Consider the following 24655-nt stretch of genomic DNA (forward strand, 5'->3'; position numbering starts at 1 on the left):
TCGATGAATGCAATCTCGCGAGTATTGGTGGTAGATGATTCTGCCTTTATGCGGAAAATTCTGTGTGATCTGATCGCTGTTGATCCCCAATTTGACATTATTGCTACAGCAAATAATGGCCGCGAAGCAATCGAGGCAGTACGAACGCTTAAACCGGATGTCATTACGATGGACTTGGAAATGCCGGAGATGAACGGGCTAGAGGCGTTAGAGCGTATTATGCGAATTCATCCGGTGCCGATTATCATGCTCTCCAGCATTAGCGATGACGGAACAAGAGAGACAATTAAAGCGCTGCAGAATGGCGCCTTTGACTTTATCCGTAAGCCTTCTGGACCGATGTCTCCTGATATCCATACCGTTGGCGAGCAATTGCTGGAGAAGCTTCGTATCGCAGTACTGACGAAGAGGCATTCTTACTTGTTCCAGCCTTCAAAGCCGGTTCCGGCACCGAAGAAGCCCAATATCGCTAAATCGAAGCCTGAGACAATCAGCTTTGAATCAGCACCAATGGTTAAGGATGAGCTCCCACAGAAGTCTGCGCAACCGCTAATGGAAGAGTTTACGAGTCTTCGTGAGCGGAAGCCTGCTGCTAAAGAGAAAACAGCGAAACCAACGCCTCCGATGGAAGCAAACAAACGCACGACAAAGAAGGAAACTGAACCCTTGTTACCGACGGTGGATTCAGAAATGGAATCGGTCATTAAGCCGAATAAGCCTGTCCGTTCCAGAAACTTCAAGCATTTGGTTGCGATCGGAACCTCTACTGGAGGACCGCGTGCCCTTCACGAAGTCATTACGACACTTCCGATGGACTTCCCGGCTCCTGTGCTGGTTGTACAGCATATGCCGCCCAAATTCACACGTTCCTTGGCACAGCGGCTCGACACATTCAGTTCGCTGCATGTTACGGAAGCTGCACATGGAGAGCGAGTAGAAGCGGGAGTCGTTTACATCGCGCCAGGCGGATACCACATGGAGATTGTGAAAGAAGGCGGCGGGTTTTCGATCAAACTTTCCGAAGATGCACCGCGCGGCGGGCACAGACCATCCGTCGATACGATGTTCGAATCCTGCGCCGCATTCCCGGAATTGCGCAGACATGCGGTCATTATGACGGGTATGGGAAGCGATGGAGTAAAAGGGATGAAAGCTCTTAATGACAGCGGAGCAGAAACGGCAATTGCCGAGTCGGAAGAGACTTGTGTCGTATATGGAATGCCGCGTTCCGCAGTAGAAGCAGGTGTCGCCAAGTCGATTGTTCCGCTTCGACAGATCGCAAACGCAATTACCCATGCCGTCAGAAAGTAAGGGATACATTTTCGTATGGCAACCATTTATACAGGAGGTGCATGGAAATGGATATGAACGCTTATCTATCAATGTTTATTGACGAATCAAATGATCATTTGCAGTCTTTAAACGAGAATCTATTGAAACTCGAAAGCGCTCCGGAAGACATTAGCATCGTTCAAATCATTTTCCGTTCTGCCCACACATTAAAAGGCATGTCAGCGACCATGGGCTTTGAAGATCTCGCGTCGCTCACGCATGAAATGGAGAATGTACTTGATCTTGTTCGTAATAACAAGCTCAAAATGGATAACTTCATTTTTGATACCTTATTTAAAGGTCTGGATGCCCTCGAATCTATGGTACAAGACATTATTGGCGGCGGTACGGGGAAGGCGGATGTTACGTCCATCGTGGCTTCCTTGCAAACCATCGTGAAAGCTGACTATAAAAGTGAGCAAAGCACTTCTGCTGCAGCTGCAGCTGGGGGCAGCAATGGAGATGGAGCGATCTTGGATGAGTTCCAAAGCTCAATTCTCCTGCAATCTATCGATGCCGGCCACTCCGTCTATCATGTAGTAGTGACAGTCCGCGAGGATTGCGTGCTTAAAGCGGCACGTGCCTATATGGTATTTGATTTCCTGGAACGAAGCGGAGAGATTGTGAAATCAACGCCAAGCGTCCAAGAGATCGAGCAAGAAAAGTTCGATCGTTCCTTCACCGTGTTTACGATTGCCAGCATCTCGGAAGAGGAACTGCGCAAAGGCATTGAATCGGTTTCCGAAATCGAAGGTGCAGCCATAACACAGCTTGATCGTGAATCCTTACAGCAGCTTTGTGGCGCAGCATCCCAAAGCGCACCTGTTGCAGCAGCGAGTCCGGTGAACGCAGCCCAAGGAGAAGTGAATGCCGCTAGATCCCAGGCGGCAGCGACAACAACGGCTACAGCGACTACACAGCCAGCCGTCTCAGCTGGTGGCAATGCTTCTCGCACCATACGCGTAGATATCGAGCGGCTGGATGCATTAATGAATCTATTTAGTGAGCTGCTGATAGATAGAGTAAGGCTTGAACAGCTTGCTAGTGAGATTCGCCGTAATGAACTTACGGAGACAGTAGAACACATGACTCGTGTCAGCAGCGACTTGCAGAATATCGTACTTAAGCTAAGAATGGTTCCGGTAGAATCGGTATTTAACCGCTTCCCGCGGATGATTCGCGATCTTGCCAAGACGCTTGATAAGAAAGTGGATCTAATCATCTCAGGAGCTGATACGGAGCTCGATCGTACCGTAATCGACGAAATCGGTGATCCTCTCGTTCACTTACTTCGCAACTCGCTGGATCATGGCATCGAACCGATCGCAGATCGAATTGCAGCGGGTAAGTCAGAGACGGGTGTTGTGCATCTCCGTGCTTTCCACAGCGGCAACCATGTCTTTATTGAAGTAGAAGAGGATGGCCGTGGGATTAACCGAGAGAAAGTGAAACAAATCGCCATTAAGAACGGAGTTGTTTCAGCTGAAGAAGCCAAGCGCCTAACAGACAGTGAAATTAATATGCTGATCTTCGCGGCAGGCTTCAGTACGGCGGACAAAATTTCCGATATTTCCGGCCGTGGCGTAGGACTTGACGTCGTCAAATCCAAAATCACTTCGCTCGGTGGTCATGTAAGTGTAGAATCCGAACCGGGGAAAGGTACGAAATTCTCGATTCAGCTGCCACTTACGCTTTCCATCATTTCTGCGATGCTAGTAAAACTCGGGACGGAGAAATACGCGATTCCGCTTTCCTCTATCGTTGAAACTGGAATTGTACCGCGTGAGCAAATCCGTAAAATTCACGGCAATCGCATGATCGATTATCGCGGTTCATTGATACCGCTTATCTCTCTTAGCCAAGTGCTCGATGCGAAATCCTTCCTGGAGGAAGAAGAGCAAGAGACGGAGATCGTCGTTATTCGCAAAGGCGATAAAACGTGCGCAATTACGGTAGACGAATTTATCGGTCAAAGTGAGATCGTATTGAAATCGCTGGGCAAATATTTAACGAATATAGAAGCAATTTCTGGTGCGACCATACTTGGTGATGGACAAGTTGCCTTGATCGTGGATCCAAACGCGCTCATTAAATAAAGGAGGGATTACGAATGGCTGAGGAAATCAAAGTTATCGTATTTGGCCTGGCACACGAAGAGTATGGAATTGAAGTGGAAAAAGTACGCACGATTGAGCGTATGATGCCGATTACGCGTGTTCCTAAAACACCGTCATTCATTAAAGGTGTCATTAACCTGCGTGGTGTTGTTCTTCCGGTCATCGATCTGCGCGGCCGTTTTAGCTTGGCGGAATCAGAAGAGACGGAAAGCTCCAGAATCATCATCGTAGCCGTAAATGATTTGGAAGTGGGATTCATCGTTGATTCAGCAAATGATGTCATCGATATTGATCCAGACTCCATCGATTCGCCTCCAGAAGTTGTGGGTGGCATTAAAGCGAAGTACTTACGCGGTGTAGCAAAAATCGGAGACAGCCGATTGCTTATCATGCTCAACCTTTCCGAAGTGCTCAATAAGAGCGAAATTATTCAACTGGAACAGCAAGAGGTTTAAGCCCCGTGAATCCATTAGATACGCTAGAAGCATTCAAGCTTGATGTATTGAAGGAAGTCGGGAACATCGGTGCGGGCAATGCAGCAACGGCGCTTTCCAGACTTCTGGACAAGCCTGTCGATATGAATGTTCCCACTGTCAGTTTAATCCCCTTCGAGCAGGTTGCCGATCGAGTAGGCGGATTTGAACAAGTAGTCATTGCCGTGTTCCTTCGAGTTGAAGGCGATGCACCAGGTAATATGTTCTTTCTTATCGAGGAGCATTCAGCGAAGAAGTTGTTGCGTAATTTGCTTTCCATTCCAGTTTCAGAAGAAGGATATTCCGAAATGGAATTTTCCGCACTGGCTGAGATCGGTAACATACTAGCAGGTTCTTATTTATCATCTTTGGCCGATTTCACGCAGTTGAACATGTCGCCGACCGTCCCAGCCATCGCAATCGATATGGCCGGAGCTATCTTGAGTTATGGACTTGTTCAATACGGTGAAATGGGCGATTCCGCGCTGTTAATTGATACCACGTTTCTTGAAGGTCGGGAGGAACTTGCAGGTCATTTCTTCCTTATTCCGGATCCAGAATCTTTTGGTAAAATATTTAGCGCTTTAGGAGTGCCTAACGAATGATGCAGGAAAATCTCGTGAAAGTGGGCATGGCCGACCTCCAGATTGCACTGAATGGTGCAATCTTGAAAACAACGGGTCTTGGGTCATGTGTAGGCTTGACTTTGTTTGACGAACGCTCGAAGGTGGCGGGCATGGTACATGTCATGCTGCCCTCCTCCGAGATTGCAAGAGAGGCTCCGATTAATATCGCAAAATATGCAGATACGTCGGTTCCTCATTTGATTGGGCTCATGAAGCAAGCAGGCGCAGAACCGAGAAGACTCGTTGCCAAGATGGCAGGCGGCGCGCAAATGTTCGCTTTCATATCAAACAGTGATTCGATGCGGATCGGTCCGCGTAATGTTGAATCCTGTAAAGAGATGCTGCGTCAATTCTCAATCCCGCTATTGGCGGAAGATACCGGAGCTAATTACGGTAGGACGATTGAATTTAACAGTCTAAGCGGTGTACTAGTGATACGCAGTGTGCAGCAAGGAGTAAAGGAGATTTAGCATGGTAGGGTCTTGGCGCTGGAATGTCTTCCTTGGAGTAGGCGGCAGTTTACTTACATTATTATTCTCGCTGGACAGTAATGGGATGGCGGTTACTAGCCTTCGTTGCTTGTATGCTTTTCTAACCTTTTTTGTACTGGGCTTTGTTTTCCGCGCGTTAGTGGCACTTATTATGAATCCAAAGGCGCAGGCTTTATCACAGCTAGACGGTGATGAATCGAAAGGGACTTCGATTGACTATGCAACACCGGATCAAAGTGATGAGTTGAATAGTTTGTTGAAAAATCAGCTGGATGGAACCCAATCGCTTGATGCAACGCAAGGAGCCATCTTTCAGCCGCTGACACCTCCCAAATTAGTTTCAACTCAGAATAGAGAGCCTGAAGAACTGGCTAAAGCAATACGTCACCTAACAGGAGGGTGAGAAGATGATTGAGCCGAAAGCGCCTCATTTGTCTAACATCGAGATTTGGCAGAAGTGGAAAGAAGACGGGGACATTGAAGCGAAGAAACTGTTGATCGAACAATACTTAACGTTGGTTGATTATGTGAGTAACCGTATGGCTATCGGTTTGCCTAAGAATGTGTCCAAGGATGATTTGGCAAGCAATGGGGCTATGGGGTTAATTGATGCGATTGAGAAATTCGATTATAGACGTGGTCTTCAATTTGAAACGTATGCTTCTTGGAGGATTCGTGGCGCTATTATTGATGGTTTGCGTCAAGGCGACTGGGTACCGCGTTCGGTACGCGAGAAAGCCAAGCGTATCGAAGAAGCGTATCAATTGCTTGAGCAGCAATATATGCGTTCGGTGACGGATGCGGAGATCAGCGGATATTTGGATGTTTCGGAGAAAGAATTTGACGTTATGCTGCAAGAGATCGCGGTTACAACGGTATGTTCGCTCGAGGATCCGATTCGAGAAGAAGAATCCGAAACCCGCTTGTCGCTGCTCATCGATGAGAAAGCGAAGAACCCGGATTACAAGGTGCATGAGTTTTTCCTTAAAGAATCACTGATTCGCGGTATCGATCGTTTGACAGAGAAAGAGAGAACGGTAATTTCGCTTTTCTATTACGAGGAGTTATCGCTAAGTGAAATTGCGGAAGTCATGTCATTATCACCTTCAAGGATTTCACAACTTCATTCAAAAGCAATTTTGAGACTACGAGGTGCTTTAGAAAAACAAAAGGATCAATTAATGCAGCATTAGTGTAATAAAGGGGGGCCAGTTTTGTCTACATCTGAAACATTACAATCACATCTCGTTGTTCAGCTTGCACCTGATAAACTGACCGCTACGATCCAATTTAATGTTGCGGATGAGCAGTTTTCATGTACGGAAGGGCAGCTAGAAGAGTTTTTGAAAAGCCACGGAGTCAGTTACGGCATCAGTCGCGACATGCTTCGAAGTATCTCGCAGCGGCCGAGTGCTTATTTTTACAGTCAAAATGTCATCGCACAAGGCAATCAACCCGTTCATGGTGAGGACGGCTACATCCGTTTCTCCCATGATATGAATGAAGGCGAATACCGTCCGGTGGAACTCGAAGGCGGTAAGATTGATTTTAAAGAAGTAACACAGCTGAAAAATGTGAAGCGTGGTCAATTAATCGCCGAGAAGGTTCCCGCTAAAGCGGGAGTGGATGGCAAATCAGTAACCGGCGATCCGATTGCTTGCAGAAACGGAAAAGAAGCGTATTTTAAAATCGGCAAAAATGTCGTGTTGAATCCCGAACAAACAGCTATGTACGCTACAATTGACGGGCTCATCTCGCTTACAGATAAAAGCAAGATCAATGTGTTCCCGGTTTTTGAAGTAAATGGCGATGTGGATTACAAGGTTGGCAACATCGACTTTGTAGGTACGGTAGTCATTCGAGGGAATGTATTGACCGGATTTAAGATCAAGGCATCCGGCGATATCCGAGTAATTGGCGGCGTTGAAGGGGCCATACTCGAATCAGACGGCTCGATTGAAATTACCGGCGGCATACTCGCAAGTAATAAAGGGTATGTGAAAGCAAATCGTAATGTGAAAAGCTCGTTTATTCAAGACAGCAACGTCTCAGCTGGAGAAGATGTACTAGTCTCGCAAAGTATCATGCACTCTCATGTTCGTGCAGGAAGAAATGTCGTTTGCAGCGGACCCAAAGGGCTGCTTGTCGGAGGGAATATCCAAGCCGGTGATCGTGTAGTAGCGAGAACGATTGGGAATACGATGTCAACGGCCACCACGCTCGAGGTTGGTGTGCGTCCGGAATTGAGAGCGGAGCTAAGCGATCTTCGCTTACAAATTAAGCAAACCGTGGATAATTTGGACAAGACGGAGAAAGCACTCAAACTGCTGGACCAGCTTGCTGCTGCCGGCCAATTGACCCCTGATAAAATGACGATGCGCATTAAACTGACTTCTACCAAACGCGCTGCGGTAGAAGAGATCGCAACAGCAAAGGATCGCGTACTTGAAATTGAGAAGTCACTTGAAGATACCGATCGCGCCAGAATCGATGTCGTCAACGTCGTTTATGGAGGTACTAAGATCGTAATCGGCCGGTACACTCGTTTTGTCAAAGACGCGACGCAGCGTGTTTCGTTCCGGTATTTTGAAGGCGACATTGTAATGGCGCCTTACGTCTAGCACCTTATGTCGGGTCGAAGAATTGCTTGATGTTTAGGAGGAAACGGGATGCCTTTTAAACCTATTGATTTCCAAATGTCTATTCCGCGCATGCCTGATAACAGTACGCAGCAGCAGCAGATAAATCAGAGACCAATCGCAGAACAAATGCGTCTGGAGAATGATACGGCCAAACAAACCGAACTGCTGCGTAACCGCAATACAGCTGTTGAACAGAACATAGACACCAAGATCAAAGATAACCGGCAGCGGGGATCTGAGAGGAAGCAGAATCGGAAGAAACAGCAAGACGGTGAAGCCGGAACGGATGCGGAAACCGAGCAAGGGCAGAACCATCCCTATAAGGGAAAACATATCGACATATCAATGTAACTGATTGTTAAACCGAAATGCAGGTGAATGAAGATGGAATCATGGCAAACGATCATGTTAATAGGCGGAATTGTTGTGGTTTGCGCAGCTGTTCTGCCGCGTAGAGCATCAAATGGCAAACCGGAACAATCGACGCAAACCGTTCGCAATATGGAAACGGCACTGGAGCAGTTTATGGAGAATATGGAAGCGGACAATCGAGAGCTTGTTGAGCTTGTCAGTAAATCCACCCAAGATACGCAGCTTCAGTCCAAGAAGCGCGATGAGCGTGTGGAAGTGCTGGAGAAGCGCTGTGCCGAGCTTGAACTGCTTCTAGCTGAACAAACGAAGCTGCATGTTTCTGCGATGGAGATTCAGTCTGTAATGGCCCCGAATCCTCCGATCAACCAAATACCGGGTACTCATGTAACTCAACCGATGATTCAAAATCCATTCGCTGCAGCGGCAATTGAAGCTGAAGCTGAGTTGAAAGTTGAAGAACCTATTTTAACGATTCGTGATCGTTATACCGACTTATTTGAAATGTATCAAAGCGGAAAATCGATTGATGCAATAGCCAAGAAGCTCGGTAAAAACAAAGGTGAAGTCCAGCTTATTCTTCAGCTTTCGAAGCAGGAGGAAGCTGCGCGTCATGAATAAACGTACATTTCTCTTTGGCGTTGGTGTCGGAATAATTATTGGTGCAGCTCTTCTGCAGCTCATGTTTATTGGTGAGAACCAAGTGAACCGTATGGAAGAGCCGGTAAAGCAGGAGACTACAGAATCAGCGGTCATTGGTTATTCGAAAGCTGAACTGGATCAAGCTGTTGCCGATGAGCATAAACGGGTAGAGACTGAATATAAGAAGAAACTAGCGGAACAGCAGGCAAAACAGGAGCAAGCGAAGCAAGATGCTGGAGCGGCTGCAGATAAGGATGATAAGGAGACAGCAGCAGCTTCAGAGAATACTGCTGTCTCAAAACCTATAGTCGTGCGCATTCCGCCGAATGCAAGTGTAACGGAAACAGCAGATATTTTGAATGCTAGTGGCGTCATAACGGATAAGAAAGCTTTTATCAGCCTGATGCGTACAACGATGATACGCGCAGGTTATTTTGCTTTTAAAGGTGACTTGTCATTGAAGCAAATTCGCACGATTATTACGAGCAAACCGAATGCTTCGTCAGCCGATATGCCTTCATCCGACGATTAAATCAGAGTCTAGCGAAATATGCTAAGGAAACCTGTCAATTGCGGTTGCATGCGTGCATACAGATGTGGTATAGTAATTGACGGTGTTAAAAACACACGCCGATTAATTTCGTTATTGGTGCTTCGACCCGGTCGAAGTGATGACGGAAAATGATATTGGCGGAGGTAACCACTAAAAACCATTTAACAGGAGGTGTGTAAGAGATGGCGGTAATTTCCATGAAACAGCTTCTAGAAGCTGGGGTACACTTCGGTCACCAAACTCGTCGTTGGAACCCTAAGATGGATCGTTATATCTTCACAGAACGTAACGGTATTTACATCATTGACTTGCAGAAAACAGTTAAGAAAGTCGAAGAAGCTTACAACTTCGTACGTTCGATCGGCGAAGAAGGCGGCACTATTCTCTTCGTAGGTACTAAGAAACAAGCACAGGATTCGGTGAAAGAAGAAGCAGAACGTTGCGGTAACTTCTACATCAATCAACGTTGGCTCGGCGGCACGCTGACTAACTTCCAAACGATTCAAAAACGTATCGACCGTCTTAAAACGCTTGAGAAATGGGAAGAGGACGGCACTTTCGAAGTTCTTCCTAAGAAAGAAGTTATCATTCTCCGTAAAGAGAAAGATCGTCTTGAAAAATTCCTCGGCGGTATCAAAGGCATGAGAGGTTTGCCAAGCGCATTGTTCATCATCGACCCACGCAAAGAGCGTATCGCGGTTGCTGAAGCACGCAAGCTTGGTATCCCAATCGTAGGTATCGTTGATACAAACTGTGATCCGGATGAAATCGACTACGTGATCCCAGGTAACGATGATGCAATCCGTGCAGTTAAATTGCTGACAGCTAAAATGGCTGATGCAATTGTTGAATCGCGTCAAGGCGAAGTAACAACTGCTTAATAGAGTTTACGATACGACACGAAAGGGTGGTCAGAAGGTGCATAACCTCTCACCGCCCTTTTTTCGAATGTTCACGCTGATTGTTTTGAATGGACCAACGGTTCACTCCGCGGTCAGTTATACTTAACTAATTTCAGGAGGTTTCCAACATGGCAGTTAGTGCGAGTGCAGTAAAAGAATTGCGTGAAAGAACAGGCGCAGGCATGCTTGATTGTAAAAAAGCGCTTGATGAAACAAATGGTGATATCCCGAAAGCAATCGACTTGCTTCGTGAAAAAGGTCTTTCCGCTGCAGCAAACAAAGCGGGTCGTGTAGCTACTGAAGGTACAGTAGAATCCTACATCCACGCTGGCGGCCGTATCGGTGTCCTGGTTGAAATCAACTGCGAAACTGACTTCGTTGGTAAAACAGAACAATTCCGCGAGTTCGCTCGTGATATCGCAATGCAAATCGCAGCTGCAAACCCTAAGTTTGTTAGCCGCGAAGAAGTGTCCCAGGATGAGCTTGATAAAGAGCGCGAAATCCTGAGAGCACAAGCGCTGAATGAAGGCAAACCAGAGAAAATCGTTGAAAAAATGGTTGATGGCCGTATCAGCAAATACTACGAAGAATACTGCTTGCTTGAGCAGCCGTTCATCAAAGATCCAGACAAAACAATCCATACATTGCTGAAAGAGAAAATCAGCACAATTGGAGAGAATATCTCTATCCGCCGCTTTGCTCGTTTTGAGCTTGGTGAAGGCCTTGAGAAAAAAGAAGACAACTTCGTTGCAGAAGTTATGTCGCAAGCTAAATTGTAAACCGAACGCGCAGGCGGGGCGGGGCGTTCGCCCCGCCTATTTCCTATAATTAGGTCTAAATTTTCAAGTCCGTATACGGCCTTTTAAACAAAGTTGAAGATGGAGGTATACCAAGTTGCAAAGTCCCGTGTACAAACGTATAGTGCTGAAGGTGAGCGGCGAATCGCTCTCGGGTAATAATGGGTTTGGAATTGACTCCGCAATGATTTCCTCGATTGCAGAGCAAGTGAAAGAAGTAGTGAAACTGAATGTTGAAGTCGCGATCGTATGTGGCGGCGGAAACATCTGGCGTGGAATTGCCGGTTCGGAGAAAGGTATCGACCGTGCTACAGCAGATTATATGGGTATGTTAGCGACAGTCATGAACTCTTTGGCCCTTCAAGATGCGCTTGAGCAAATCGATGTGCCAACTCGCGTGCAAACATCAATCGCCATGCAGCAAATCGCTGAGCCTTACATACGCCGCCGGGCGATCCGTCACCTGGAAAAAGGGCGTGTCGTTATTTTCGCGGCAGGCACAGGCAATCCATTCTTCTCCACCGATACGACTGCAGCGTTGCGCGCAGCTGAAATCGAAGCAGAAGTTATCCTAATGGCGAAAAATAAAGTGGATGGCGTCTATTCCGCAGATCCATTTAAAGACGCGACAGCGGAGAAATTTGAAACGCTGACGTATATGGAAGTTCTGAACCGCAATCTGGGCGTCATGGACTCAACGGCTTCATCTCTTTGTATGGACAACAATATTCCACTTGTCGTCTTCAACATTACCGAGCAAGGGAATATCAAGCGTGTTGTCCTTGGTGAGAAAATCGGTACTATTGTGATGAAAGGTAGTGTGAACTAATGCCACAAGCCATTAAGAAAAGCGCGGAAGATCGGATGGAGAAAGCGATCGGAGCACTGAGACGTGATCTCTCAACACTTCGTGCCGGCCGTGCTACTCCAGCGTTACTTGACCGGATCCAAGTTGAATATTACGGTGCAATGACACCGGTCAATCAATTGGCTAACGTCAATACGCCTGATTCCCGGACGCTCATGATCCAGCCTTGGGATAAATCCTCCCTGTCTGCGATTGAGAAAGCGATCATGAAATCGGATCTGGGTTTGACACCCTCGAACGATGGCGCAACCATTCGCCTCAGCATTCCAATGCTGACAGAAGAACGCCGCTCCGAGCTTGTCAAATTGACGAAGAAGTTTGGCGAAGAAGCGAAGGTAGCGATTCGCAACGTTCGACGCGACGCGAATGACGACATTAAGAAACTCGAAAAAACCGAGATTTCTGAAGATGAGTCCCGCCGTCATCAAGATGACGTTCAGAAGACAACGGATAAATTCATCGCAGAAGTGGATAAAGTTCTCGCTGCGAAAGAGAAAGAAATCATGGAAGTATAATGCAAGCTCTCCGGCCCCTCCGAATGGTGGGGTTTGTTGCATAAATCAACGTAAGCGTGGGAGGACGAGCGTGTGTTAAAACGATTGATGGATTTATTCGGTAAAGCGTCCGCGAAACCAACTTCGCCGACGCTTGATCCGGATGGCATCCCGAAGCATATCGCCATTATTATGGACGGCAACGGCAGATGGGCCAAGAGCCGCGGTTTGCCTCGAATGGCCGGACATCACTCAGGTATGAAAACAGTCAAGAAAATTACGATGGCTGCCGATCGACTGGGTGTGAAATATTTGACGCTGTATGCCTTTTCGACGGAGAACTGGAAGCGTCCGAAAGCTGAAGTGGAGTTTCTGATGAAGCTGCCTCAGGAATTTCTTTCTATTGAACTCAAGGATCTGATGGAGAATAACGTTCAGGTTCGCATGATGGGATACAAAGGTGATTTGCCGGACTATACGCTGAGAGCGGTAGAAGAGGCGATCATCAAAACGGCTAATAATACGGGGCTTGTTCTCAACTTCGCCCTAAATTATGGCAGCCGGAAAGAAATGATTGAAGCGGTACGTGCGATCGGTCAAGCTGTTCAAGATGGCAAACTGTCGCCGGATGATATTGATGAATCAATGATGGAAGCAAACTTGCTGTCTGCAGGTGTTCCTGATCCTGATTTACTCATTCGTACGAGCGGCGAACTTCGTTTGAGCAACTTTATGCTCTGGCAGCTTGCTTACAGCGAGATGTGGTTTACCGACGTCTATTGGCCTGAGTTTACAGAAGAGCATTTCTTTGAAGCTGTTCGAGAGTATCAGCGTCGCGGCCGTCGCTACGGCGGACTGTAATCGGCCTTACTGGAGAGTGTCATACAGGTGAAACAACGTATAATTACCGGCCTTATCGGCGGCGCAGCATTTATATTTCTAACTGTACTTGGCGGATGGTTTTTCTTTGCACTCCTCCTATTACTAGCTGTTATTGGGTTTATGGAATATACACGGATGAATGGCGTCTCTGCTAAACATCCGCTATCGTTAATCGGACTGGCGGGTATGCTGGTCTTGTTTATTCCTTGGGAAGATTTCGGCCTAGACTCGCCTACAGCCATACATACAATTTGGTTATTGTTATTCTTATTGCTCACGGTAACGGTATTGACGAAAAATGTCATTACCATTGACGGTGCAGCTTTAATGCTGCTTGGCGCTTTATACGTAGGCTATGGATTTCATGCGATGTACGAGGTGCGTAACGCGGAATTCCATGGTTTGCTTACGACCTGCATGGCTTTCGGCGCAATATGGGCATCCGATATCGGAGCTTATTTCACCGGACGAGCATTCGGGAAAAATAAACTGTGGCCATCCATCAGTCCAAATAAAACAATTGAAGGCTCGATCGGCGGTATTGTGCTTTCACTAGCCATCGCGGCCATTTTTGCATTGGCATACCCGGATATCATCAGCATCAGCAGGGCACTGCTTATCGGTCTCATTGCAGCTGTTGCAGGGCAGTTTGGAGATCTCATTCAATCGGCTTACAAACGCATTCGCGGCATCAAAGATACGGGATCGATTTTACCCGGTCATGGCGGTGTACTGGATCGTTGTGATAGCTGGCTAATCGTGTTTCCATTGCTCGTAATGACCGGGCTGCTCCCGCTCTGATTCAAGGAGGCTCCTTAGCGTTGAAGAAAATAACGATTCTCGGTTCTACCGGTTCTGTAGGGACGCAAACCTTAGATATTCTAGGCCATGAGCCTGATCGCTATCAGGTTGAAGGTTTGGCCGCAGGCAGCAATTTGCAATTACTCATTCAGCAAGCTAATCAATTCAAGCCGAAGACCGTTTGTTTATCGACAAAGGCATTGGCAGAAGAAGCGATACCTCATCTGCCGCAAGGAACTAAAGTTCTTTACGGCAATGAAGGACTGATTGAAATCGCAGCTGATAATGAAGCTGATACTGTAGTCACAGCAATCGTAGGAAGTCGCGGCCTTCAAGCCACACTAGCCGCAATTGATGCAGGTAAACATATCGGACTGGCGAATAAGGAAACGCTCGTAACGGCAGGCCATATTGTTATGAAGCGTGCCATCGATAAAGGTGTGTCCATCCTGCCTATCGATAGCGAGCACTCCGCTATTTTTCAATGCTTGAACGGAGAACGCCGCAGTGATGTACACCGCATTACACTTACAGCATCCGGAGGATCCTTCCGTGACCGTTCACGGGCAGAGCTTGAAGGGGTTACTGTTGCTGAAGCACTGAATCATCCAAACTGGTCGATGGGGGCCAAGATCACTATCGATTCGGCAACAATGGCCAATAAAGGACTTGAGGTTATAGAAGCTCATTGGTTATTCGGTCTTCCATACAGTCAAATCGATGTTCTCATTCATCCGGAGAGTATTATCCACTCTTACGTTGAATTCGTAGATCACAGCATTATTGCACAGCTGGGAATGCCGGATATGCGAGTTCCGATTCAATATGCACTTACCTATCCGGAGCGTAGGCCAACGCCAACGGAACGACTGAATTTAGCGAAATTGTCCGCCTTGCACTTCCGGGAAATGGACTTCGATCGCTATCCGTGTCTTCGATTTGCATATGAGAGCGGGCAGGCCGGCCAATCCGCGCCTACAGTCTTCAATGCAGCGAATGAAACGGCCGTTGCGCGCTTCTTGGCAGGCGAAATCACATTCCTTGAGATCGAAACTGTTATAGCAGCTGTGCTGGATAAGCATCAGCTTGTGGATGTTCCCGATGTCGAGGCCATCGCAGAAGTAGATGCCTGGGCTCGAAGAGAAGCGGCAAGCATCTAACCGGGGGTTCTCTTGTATCGAACGGGAGAATAATGATAATCTAAGTACAGGCCGTTACGAACAGGAGGCAAGGGGAACGATGCATACGATTCAAGTCGTCTTTTTGACGGTAATGGTCTTCTTCGTCATTGTGACCATTCACGAGTGGGGTCATTTTTATTTTGCGAAGCGTGCCGGAATATTGGTTAGAGAGTTTGCGATTGGGTTTGGTCCAAAGCTGTTTTCCATTAAACGTGGTGAAACCAGATACACGCTGCGGCTTGTCCCAGCAGGCGGTTTTGTCCGAATGGCCGGTGAGGATCCGGAGTTAATTGAGATTCATCCCGGGCAGACAGTCGCAGTACGGGTGAAAGATAACACGGTTACTCGTATTTACTTAGATCGTTTGGATGATCGCAGCAATGTTGTTCGCGGTGAAGTCGAAACGATCGATATCGAACGTAAACTTAAGCTTGCTTTGAGTGCCGACGGAATCACTGATTCTTATGACGTACATCCGCAAGCGCTGATGATCAGTAAAGGGAAAGAAACGCAGATCGCACCGATCGACCGCCAATTCGGCAGCAAAACAGTAGGTCAACGGGCACTCGCTATCGTTGCGGGTCCTGTCATGAACTTTGTTTTGGCTTTCGTGTTGTTTGGTCTGTATTTTCAGATGGCTGGCGTTCCGATGGAGAATCCGGATCGTTTGTTAATCGGCAGCGTAGTTGCGGGAATGCCGGCATCACAGACGGATCTTCGTGTCGGTGATGTCATCGATTCGGTGAACGGGGAGAAAATCGGCGGCGATTCCAATAAGATGATCGAGCTGATCAGTAAATCGGTCAACGTACCACTCGTATTTAATGTGCTGCGTGACGGAAAGCCGATCTCATTCAAGATCACACCGAAGAAGGATCCCACTACAGGTGTCGGCAAACTAGGCATCTCAGCCGCGGTACCTACACGTTCTGTAACGTTTGGCGAAACATTCACTTATGCCGGAAAAGCGATGAAAAACATGACGATCATGATCTTCGATGGATTTAAGAAGCTGATTCTCGGTGATTTCAAGATGGAGGACCTTGGCGGACCGGTACGGACTGCTCAAGTGACTAGTCAAATCGCGGATGAAGGCGTCGTTCAGCTGACTTCATGGGTAGCGGTTCTCAGTCTGTATTTAGGGATCTTTAACCTGCTGCCGATACCGGCACTGGATGGAAGCCGATTGGTTTTCCTCGGATTTGAAGCTGTACGAGGCCGTCCGGTTGATCCGAACCGGGAAAGCATGGTGCATTTTATCGGCTTTGCGATGCTGATGCTGCTCATGCTGGCGGTTACTTATAATGATATATTGCGATTGGTACGAGGGGAGCACTGAGTCGGTCATGTCGAAGGATAAGCAATTCGTAACGGAAATTACACCGCAAAACGAGGATTTCTCGCGGTGGTATATTGATGTAATCAAGAAAGCGGAATTAATGGATTATTCCCCGGTGCGCGGTTGTATCGTATTCCGTCCAGAGGGGTTTGAAATTTGGGAGCATATGAAGGATGAGCTGGACCGCAGGTTCAAAGAAACCGGTCATCGTAATGCTTACTTCCCAATGTTCATTCCGGAGAGCTTTTTCCTTAAAGAGAAAGAGCACGTGGAAGGATTCAATCCAGAGCTGCCTTGGGTAACCGAAGCCGGTGGAGAGAAGCTTGAAGAACGATTGGCGATTCGCCCGACATCGGAAACGATTATCGGCCATATGTACTCCAAATGGATTCAATCCTATCGTGACCTGCCCGTACTGATCAATCAATGGGCAAACGTAGTTCGCTGGGAAAAACGGACACTGCCATTCTTGCGTACAACCGAGTTTCTGTGGCAGGAAGGTCATACGGCGCATGAAACCGAAACAGAAGCGCGGGAAGAAACAAACCAAATGCTCGAAATTTATCGCGACTTCTGCGAGAACTATTTGGCAATTCCGGTCATTATGGGGCAGAAGACACCATCGGAGCGTTTTGCCGGCGCGGTAGATACGTATTCGATTGAGGCGATGATGAAAGACGGCCGTGCCGTACAAGCAGGAACGTCCCATTATCTTGGCAATAAATTCGCAGTTGCGTTCGATATTAAGTACTTGGACCGCGAAAATACACAACAATTTGTTCATACCACCTCATGGGGGGTATCGACACGTCTTCTAGGTGCAATGATCATGGTTCATGGTGATGATCGCGGTCTGGTGCTTCCTCCTAAGGTTGCACCGACGCAAGTCATCATGATTCCGATCGGCCCGCCGAAGACACGTGAGCAAGTGGTTGGACGGGTGGACGAGCTGTTCGCTGAGCTGAAGAAAGCTGGTATCCGCGTGAAAGTGGATGACCGCAGCGATGTAAGCCCAGGCTGGAAATTCAATGAATATGAAATGCGCGGCGTACCGATTCGTCTTGAGCTTGGACCTCGTGATATGGAGAATGGACAAGTCGTTCTCGTATCGCGTATTACCGGTGAGAAGCGAATTGTCCTGCAAAGCAATTTGAAGGAAGAAATTGAGCATATGCTGACTGAGACGCATAATGATATGCTTGAGCGTGCAAAGCAATTCCGTACGGAGCATACCTACTCAGTGGAGACGCTCGATGAGATGAAGGCACTCTTCGAAGAGCAGCGCGGGTTCGCGCTTGCCGGATGGTGCGGTTCAGATGCATGTGAGCGTCAAGTGAAGGAAGAAACGGGCGCAACTAGCCGTAACATTCCGTTTGAGCCTGCTGAGCACAAAACAGTTTGTCTCGTTTGTGGAGAGAAATCCGAGCATTCCGTCGTATTCGCCAGAGCTTATTAATTGCAACAAGAGTAAAAAAGGAATAAACGGCTGTATTCGCTGAAAGGCGGCGACAGCCGTTTCGTCTTGGGGGAGGACAATATGAACCAAACCGGGGGAAAGCGACAGCGGTTCGAGCTGCTGTTGAAGCAGGCGGATCTGCCGCAGCAAATGGTCGATGAGTATTTTGCAGATGGGCATATAGAGAAAGTAATCGTAAGCCGGAGTAACCGGGAATGGACGTTTTGCATAGGCAAAACGACTGTGGTTCCTTTACCGGCTTTTGGTGTTTTTTGCCGCGCAGTCGTTGCGAAATATGCGCATATCGCTCAAATCTCGTTTCAGTTTCAATATGGCAGCGATGTACCGAAGGACGAGCTGGTTCAAGAATATTGGCCGGCTTTCGTGGAATGGCTGCAGCAGAACAATCCTTCCGTTAACGGCTGGATCAGCAAATCGAAGATGATTGCTGAAGGCGATCTGATTACCCTTCATTTGATGGACGAAATGGGTCTGGAACTAGCCAAGAAGAAGAAAATTGACGAGCTTGCGATCGACTTTTTCAAGCAGCAATTTGCTACAACATGCCGCATGAAGATGATTGTCGGTGAATCCAATCAAGAGGTGTACGAACAGTTCCAGCAGAAGCGGGATCAAGAAGAGCGCGAAGTCATTCAAGCGATGATGACAAGCACGACGGTTTCCGAAGAGCCAACGCTGGACGAAGGCGAAGTTCGCCTTGTCGTCGGGTACGATATTCGAGACGCACCTGTACCAATTATGAATATTATTGAAGAAGAGAAGAAGATCACCGTGCAGGGCGCGGTCTTCGGTCTCGAAGAGAAAGAGCTCCGTAACGGCAGCACGCTCTTTACGTTTAACGTCACGGACTTCTCCGACTCGATTGCGATGAAGATGTTCGCTAAGACGAAAGATGATGTCAAAGTACTGAAGCAGCTCGCGAATGGCAAATGGATCAAGGCACGTGGACGCGTCGAATACGACCGGTTCATGATGGAACCTGAGCTGGTTATGATGCCATCTGACATGCATGAGGTTCTGGCGCCTAAGGAAACGAAAGACGATGCCGAAGAGAAGCGCGTCGAGTTCCATTTGCATACGACAATGAGCACGATGGATGCTGTTGCTCCGGTTGATGCATACATTAAGCAGGCTGCCAAATGGGGACATAAAGCGATAGCTATTACGGACCACGGCAATGTACAGTGTTATCCGGAGGCGGCGAAAGCGGCTAAGAAACATGGCATTAAAGTGCTGTTCGGCTTAGAGGCGAACGTAGTCAATGATGCTATTCCCATGGTTATGAATGCACGTGAAGAAGCGATGCAGTCTGCCGTTTACGTTGTATTCGACGTGGAAACGACGGGGCTATCGGTTGTGAACAACAAAATCATTGAGCTTGCCGGCGTGAAAATGCACGAAGGCAAAGAAATCGATCGCTTCTCAACGTTCATTAACCCGCATGAGAACATTCCTTATAACATTCAACAATTAACGAATATTACGAACGAAATGGTTGAAGACGCGCCGGAGCTTGGGCCGAAGATTCACGAGTTTATTGCGTTTATTGGCGATGCGGTACTGGTTGCCCATAACGCTCGATTTGATATGGGGTTCCTTCAAGCGGCTTGCAAACTTCATGGTCTACCGGAAGTGAAGAATCCCGTTCTGGATACTCTTGAATTTGCGCGATTCCTGCATCCGACGATGAAGAATCACCGTCTGAATACCCTTTCGGATAAATATAAAATCAGTCTCGAGAATCATCACCGCGCGATCGATGACTCCATTGCACTCGGCGGCGTACTATACGGTCTAATTGGGGATGCAGCTGCCCGCAACATAACCGGCCTACAAATGCTGAACGACTATGTCGGGCTCGACTTGTCGAACATGCGGCCCTTCCATTGCTGCATCTACGCGCTCAATGGAGCGGGGAAGAAAAATTTGTTCAAGCTGATCTCGAAATCGCATACCGAACATTTTAAACGCGTCGCTACGATCCCGAAGAGCAAGCTGACCGAATTGCGCGAAGGGCTGCTGGTAATCTCGGGTTGCGAGAAAGGCGAGTTCTTCGAAGCCGTTATGAATAAGTCGATGGAAGAAGCAGAAGATGTCGCGCATTACTACGACGTACTTGAAATTCAGCCAATCGACTTCTATATGCATCTTGTTGAGAAAGGTTTTGTAGCAAGCCGCGCTGAGATCGAACAGGCGATTCGCCGCGTATGCGAGATTGGCGATAAGCTCGGTAAACCGGTCATTGCAACAGGCAATGTGCATTACTTGCTGCAACGGGACAAGCTGTTCCGTGACATTACAATCCATGGCATAACAGGCTTTAGTCCGCTCAAAGATATCCGCAAGCCGGATGCTCATTTCCGTACGACAAAAGAAATGCTGGAGGAGTTCGCTTTTCTCGGTGAAGCCCGCGCTTATGAGGTTGTAGTCAAGAATACGTCAGAGCTTGCGGAACGATTTGAGCCGTTTGATATGTTCCCGCCGAAATTGTTCGTTCCTATTATCGAAGGCGCCGATGATGAAATGCGTAATACATGTTATGACACTGCACGTAAATTGTATGGCGAACCGCTTCCGGATGTCGTCGTTCAACGTCTCGAGAGAGAGCTTGTTCCGATTACGAAAGCCGGTTTTGCTGCCAACTATCTCATTTCGGCGAAGCTAGTGAAGAAGTCCAATGAGGATGGATACCTGGTTGGATCACGGGGTTCCGTTGGTTCTTCCATCGTTGCAACCTTCCTAGGGATATCTGAAGTAAATCCTTTACCTGCGCACTACACTTGTTTAGATGAAGCATGTAAGTTTAGTGAATGGTTCCTTGACGGCAGCTATCCAAGCGGTTTCGATTTACCGGATAAGGCTTGTCCAAACTGCGGTAAACCGCTCAAAGGCGAAGGGCAGGATATTCCGTTCGAGACGTTCCTTGGCTTTAAAGGGGATAAAGTTCCCGATATCGATTTGAACTTCTCCGGCGAATATCAAGCGGTAGCCCATAACTTCACGAAGACGATGTTCGGAGCGGAAAACGTATTCCGTGCAGGTACTATCGGTACGGTTGCAGAGAAAACAGCATACGGCTATACGAAGAAATACGAAGAAGATTACGGCAAGAAGTGGCGCGGTGCTGAGCTTGCAAGGCTCGCCAACGGTTGTACCGGTGTAAAACGAAGCACGGGCCAGCATCCGGGCGGTATCGTCGTTGTGCCGGACTACATTGAGGTTGAGGATGTAACACCGGTGCAGTATCCCGCCGACGATCAGAACGCCGAGTGGAAAACGACCCACTTTGACTATCATGCTTTCGAGGATAACCTCTTGAAGCTCGATATTCTGGGGCACGACGATCCGACCATGATGCGCATGCTGCAGGATCTCACCGGAATTGATCCGACTACGATTCCGATGAACGATCCGAAAGTTATGAGTATGTTCAGTTCTACGGAAGCCCTTGGCGTCACTCCGGATAAAATACGTTCTTCCGTCGCGACCTATGGCGTTCCGGAGATGGGAACCAAGTTCGTACGTCAAATGCTTGAAGAAACGAAACCGGCTACCTTTGCCGATTTGCTGCAAATTTCAGGATTGTCCCATGGAACAGGGGTATGGCTCGGCAACGCGCAAGAGCTGATTAAGAACCGTACATGTACGATCAAAACCGTTATCGGTTGTCGTGACGATATTATGCTTTTCTTAATTTATAAAGCAGGTATGGATGCGGGGCTTGCCTTCAAAATTACCGAGAGCGTTCGTAAAGGTAAAGGTCTTACTCCGGAATGGATCGAAGAAATGAAACGCTGTAAAGTGCCGCAATGGTATATCGATTCCTGTTTGAAAATCGAGTACATGTTCCCGAAAGCCCATGCGGCTGCTTACGTTATCTCGGCCGTGCGGACAGCATACTTCAAGCTGTATCAGCCTATTGCGTATTATGCGACGTACTTCTCTATTCGCGCGGAGGACTTTGACTTAGAGCTGCTTTGCAAAGGCTATGAGGCTATCGCAAAGAAGCTGGTCGAAATCGAAGCCAAAGGCTTCAATGCAACGCCGAAAGAGAAAAACAGCGTCTCCTTGCTTGAGATGGCGCTGGAGATGACTGCTCGAGGCTTCTCCTTCAAGCCGGTTGATCTCTATCGTTCGGAAGCTACGCGGTTCATCATCGATGGAAACTCAATCATCCCGCCATTCGGCGCAATCAGCGGTATCGGGGAGAACGCTGCGAAGAACATCGCAGGAGCTCGGGATTTTGGCGAGTTCCTATCGATCGAAGACTTCCAGCAAAAATCCAAAGCAACCAAAACCATCGTCGAAGTGCTGACGACTATGGGCTGCTTCCGAGGATTGCCGGAGTCGAATCAGTTGTCTTTGTTCTAGGAGTACGTTTACCGCAGGTGAACAAGCCCCCGAAGGGGGCGACTTCTCTAGGTGTGTACATTGAAAGTTCACCAAAGGTGAACAAGCCTCCGAAGGGGGCGACTGTTTTCAGGTTTAGGCACTTAAAGTTCACCACAGGTGAACAAGCCCCGCAGGGGGCGACTGTTTTCAGGTTTTTCTTCTGGGGTTTATGGTAGTTAAAGGTTGGCGTGAATCTCCGAAGTTGCCGGATTACCTCGGCAACTTCGGCTTCGCCTCAAAGCGCTGGTAAGCGAGGGGAAGGAGCGGAATTCGGGGTGCAGCCGGAGAGTTTACGTGCCGCCTTTGAACTCGGGATGCTACCGCGAAGCCGTCTATTCGAGCATCCCGAGTTCAACAGCGGCCGCAGGCGCACCCCGAATGGAGCGACCCACCCCGAGCGCACCCTCCAGCGCCGTATTGTCACCACATCATGGTTATGTTATAATCTTTCTGGTAATGCTGATGATACGACCTTTTCGCAGAAGAGTGGGGAAACCCACTCTTTACGTTTTGTCTGCACCTTTTTACATATACGATGGGACATAAGCAGGTTCTGCAACAGGTGCATTTCAGCTGAAAAATTAAACTGACCGTACGCCGCCTCTGTTGTGGCGCACCGCTGCAGTGGGAGGTACATTGTTTTTGAGCACATCCACAATCAAAACCGCTGTCGAAGAAATGGTTAGACCGTTCCTCGATGAAAATGGATTTGAACTCGTTGACGTAGAGTATGTGAAAGAAGGAAGCAACTGGTTTCTTCGTGTCTACGTGGACAAAGAAGGCAACATTGATATCGATGAATGCGGCCGGATTAGCGAATATTTGAGCGAGAAGCTGGATGAGAATGATCCGGTATCTGACGCTTATTTTCTCGAAGTATCCTCACCGGGTGCGGAACGTCCGCTTAAGAAGCCCGAAGATGTTAAGAAAGCCGTCGGCAAGCATGTGTTTGCAACGACCTATGAGCCGATTGGCGGCTTGAAAGAATTCGAAGGCAAGCTTCTTTCATTTGATGGGGAAGAGATCGTCATTGAAATCGGTAAAAAGAAACACACCATACCGTATACGAAAGTTGCCAGTGCCCGTTTAGCCATCGTCTTCTAAGGAGAAGACAACGGCATGATTATAACGTTAGGGAACTAGTTGAAAGGGGGAACTCATTTCCAATGAGCATGGAATTTATTGAAGCACTGACGGAAATCGAAAGAGAGAAGGGGATCAGCAAGGATATCTTGCTGGAAGCCATTGAAGCAGCCCTGATATCGAGCTACAAACGCAATTTTAATACCGCCCAAAATGTACGTGTTGATATTAACCGGTTTACCGGAGTCATTAAAGTGTATGCACGCAAAGCCGTAGTAGAGGATGTACTAGATCCTCGACTTGAGATCTCGGTTGAAGCTTCCCGTGAGATCAACCCGCATTATCAGCTTGACGATATCGCGGAAATCGAAGTAACGCCTCGTGATTTTGGCCGGATTGCGGCTCAAACGGCGAAGCAGGTTGTTACACAACGTATCCGTGAAGCAGAACGCGGCCTCATTTACAATGCCTTCATCGATAAAGAAGAAGACATTGTGAATGGTATCGTGCAGCGTCAAGACGTGCGCAACCTGTTTATCGACCTTGGCAAGGTAGAAGCGGTATTGCCGCTCACCGAATTAATGCCAACGGACAAATTCAAACATGGGGATCGCGTGAAATCGTTCATTACGAAAGTGGAGAACACGACGAAAGGACCGCAAATTTTCCTTTCCCGTACGCACCCGGGCTTGCTGAAACGCCTATTCGAACTCGAAGTGCCTGAGATTTATGATGGCGTAGTTGAGATTCGCTCTGTCGCGCGTGAAGCGGGCTTCCGCTCCAAGATCGCTGTTTATTCCCGCAATGCCGAAGTGGATCCGGTCGGATCATGCGTCGGTCAGAAAGGGATGCGTGTGCAAACCATCGTTACGGAGCTCAAAGGCGAAAAGATTGATATCGTTCGCTGGTCCGAAAACGTTGAAGAATATGTTGCGAATGCGCTTAGCCCTTCTAAAGTTATCGAGGTAATCGTATACGAGCAAGAGAAGATGGCACGCGTCATTGTTCCGGATTATCAGCTGTCGCTGGCAATCGGAATTAAAGGTCAGAATGCTCGTTTGGCTGCGAAGCTGACGGGTTGGAAGATCGATATTAAGAGCGAAACGCAGGCGGAGCAAGAATTTGGTCGTCCAAAGTCGCCGATGAGCACGATGCATCAGGATTCCGTCTCCATCGACTAAGAGCTGATGTTCA

Annotated in this window: 23 protein-coding genes; all 23 read left to right on the top strand. The window is 47.9% G+C overall.

Annotated features, from left to right (window positions below):
- Nucleotides 1-3: 3 nt before the first annotated feature.
- Nucleotides 4-1311 (top strand): protein-glutamate methylesterase/protein-glutamine glutaminase, encoded by a 1308-nt coding sequence (locus tag AC6ESO_RS11480; protein ID WP_497091423.1) that lies wholly within the window; start codon nt 4-6, stop codon nt 1309-1311.
- Nucleotides 1312-1358: 47 nt separating this feature from the next.
- On the top strand, nt 1359-3428 hold the full coding sequence (locus tag AC6ESO_RS11485) for a chemotaxis protein CheW (RefSeq protein WP_497091424.1): 2070 nt from the start codon (nt 1359-1361) through the stop codon (nt 3426-3428).
- A gap of 14 nt (nt 3429-3442) precedes the next feature.
- The gene (locus AC6ESO_RS11490; protein ID WP_091218708.1) at nt 3443-3904 is read left to right on the top strand and encodes a chemotaxis protein CheW; all 462 of its coding nucleotides are present in this window, start codon (nt 3443-3445) and stop codon (nt 3902-3904) included.
- A gap of 5 nt (nt 3905-3909) precedes the next feature.
- Complete coding sequence (locus AC6ESO_RS11495) at nt 3910-4527, top strand: chemotaxis protein CheC (RefSeq protein ID WP_497091425.1); 618 nt, start codon at nt 3910-3912, stop codon at nt 4525-4527.
- Nucleotides 4524-5018 (top strand): chemotaxis protein CheD, encoded by a 495-nt coding sequence (locus AC6ESO_RS11500; RefSeq protein ID WP_497091426.1) that lies wholly within the window; start codon nt 4524-4526, stop codon nt 5016-5018. Before AC6ESO_RS11495 ends, AC6ESO_RS11500 begins: the two co-directional genes overlap by 4 nt.
- 1 nt (nt 5019) lies before the next feature.
- Nucleotides 5020-5442, top strand: a complete 423-nt coding sequence (locus AC6ESO_RS11505; RefSeq protein ID WP_497091427.1) for a hypothetical protein — start codon at nt 5020-5022, stop codon at nt 5440-5442.
- A 4-nt stretch (nt 5443-5446) separates the two neighbouring features.
- Nucleotides 5447-6232 (top strand): FliA/WhiG family RNA polymerase sigma factor, encoded by a 786-nt coding sequence (locus AC6ESO_RS11510; RefSeq protein ID WP_091218697.1) that lies wholly within the window; start codon nt 5447-5449, stop codon nt 6230-6232.
- 21 nt (nt 6233-6253) lie between these two features.
- Nucleotides 6254-7660 carry a flagellar assembly protein A gene (locus tag AC6ESO_RS11515; protein ID WP_497091428.1) on the top strand — a complete coding sequence of 469 codons (1407 nt, stop codon included), beginning with the start codon at nt 6254-6256 and terminating at the stop codon, nt 7658-7660.
- A 48-nt stretch (nt 7661-7708) separates the two neighbouring features.
- The gene (locus AC6ESO_RS11520) at nt 7709-8032 is read left to right on the top strand and encodes a hypothetical protein (protein WP_497091429.1); all 324 of its coding nucleotides are present in this window, start codon (nt 7709-7711) and stop codon (nt 8030-8032) included.
- A gap of 33 nt (nt 8033-8065) precedes the next feature.
- Nucleotides 8066-8671 (top strand): hypothetical protein, encoded by a 606-nt coding sequence (locus tag AC6ESO_RS11525; protein WP_497091430.1) that lies wholly within the window; start codon nt 8066-8068, stop codon nt 8669-8671.
- Nucleotides 8664-9224 carry a hypothetical protein gene (locus tag AC6ESO_RS11530; protein ID WP_497091431.1) on the top strand — a complete coding sequence of 187 codons (561 nt, stop codon included), beginning with the start codon at nt 8664-8666 and terminating at the stop codon, nt 9222-9224. Before AC6ESO_RS11525 ends, AC6ESO_RS11530 begins: the two co-directional genes overlap by 8 nt.
- Before the next feature lie 203 nt (nt 9225-9427).
- A complete protein-coding gene (gene rpsB, locus AC6ESO_RS11535; RefSeq protein WP_090976482.1) occupies nt 9428-10126 on the top strand; it encodes a 30S ribosomal protein S2 in 699 nt (232 codons plus the stop codon).
- 149 nt (nt 10127-10275) lie between these two features.
- Nucleotides 10276-10926: a translation elongation factor Ts gene (tsf, locus tag AC6ESO_RS11540; RefSeq protein WP_494819060.1), complete on the top strand. Its 651-nt coding sequence runs from the start codon at nt 10276-10278 to the stop codon at nt 10924-10926.
- A 115-nt stretch (nt 10927-11041) separates the two neighbouring features.
- Nucleotides 11042-11773 carry a UMP kinase gene (gene pyrH, locus AC6ESO_RS11545; protein ID WP_494819061.1) on the top strand — a complete coding sequence of 244 codons (732 nt, stop codon included), beginning with the start codon at nt 11042-11044 and terminating at the stop codon, nt 11771-11773.
- A complete protein-coding gene (gene frr, locus AC6ESO_RS11550) occupies nt 11773-12327 on the top strand; it encodes a ribosome recycling factor (RefSeq protein ID WP_497091432.1) in 555 nt (184 codons plus the stop codon). The genes pyrH and frr overlap by 1 nt, the downstream gene beginning before the upstream one ends.
- Before the next feature lie 87 nt (nt 12328-12414).
- Nucleotides 12415-13167 carry an undecaprenyl pyrophosphate synthase gene (gene uppS, locus AC6ESO_RS11555; protein ID WP_497091638.1) on the top strand — a complete coding sequence of 251 codons (753 nt, stop codon included), beginning with the start codon at nt 12415-12417 and terminating at the stop codon, nt 13165-13167.
- 27 nt (nt 13168-13194) lie between these two features.
- Nucleotides 13195-13989, top strand: coding sequence for a phosphatidate cytidylyltransferase (locus tag AC6ESO_RS11560; RefSeq protein ID WP_497091433.1), 795 nt, complete (start codon nt 13195-13197; stop codon nt 13987-13989).
- A 20-nt stretch (nt 13990-14009) separates the two neighbouring features.
- Nucleotides 14010-15149, top strand: a complete 1140-nt coding sequence (locus AC6ESO_RS11565) for a 1-deoxy-D-xylulose-5-phosphate reductoisomerase (RefSeq protein WP_497091434.1) — start codon at nt 14010-14012, stop codon at nt 15147-15149.
- Between the two features lie 79 nt (nt 15150-15228).
- Nucleotides 15229-16509, top strand: a complete 1281-nt coding sequence (gene rseP / locus AC6ESO_RS11570) for an RIP metalloprotease RseP (protein WP_497091435.1) — start codon at nt 15229-15231, stop codon at nt 16507-16509.
- A gap of 7 nt (nt 16510-16516) precedes the next feature.
- On the top strand, nt 16517-17965 hold the full coding sequence (gene proS / locus AC6ESO_RS11575) for a proline--tRNA ligase (RefSeq protein ID WP_494819067.1): 1449 nt from the start codon (nt 16517-16519) through the stop codon (nt 17963-17965).
- Nucleotides 17966-18046: 81 nt separating this feature from the next.
- A complete protein-coding gene (locus AC6ESO_RS11580) occupies nt 18047-22357 on the top strand; it encodes a PolC-type DNA polymerase III (protein WP_497091436.1) in 4311 nt (1436 codons plus the stop codon).
- A gap of 663 nt (nt 22358-23020) precedes the next feature.
- A complete protein-coding gene (gene rimP, locus AC6ESO_RS11585) occupies nt 23021-23482 on the top strand; it encodes a ribosome maturation factor RimP (protein ID WP_497091437.1) in 462 nt (153 codons plus the stop codon).
- A 62-nt stretch (nt 23483-23544) separates the two neighbouring features.
- Entirely contained in the window at nt 23545-24642 is a 1098-nt protein-coding gene (nusA, locus tag AC6ESO_RS11590; protein ID WP_091218655.1) for a transcription termination factor NusA, read from the top strand.
- Nucleotides 24643-24655: the final 13 nt, after the last annotated feature.

The organism is Paenibacillus rhizoryzae (assembly GCF_059686995.1).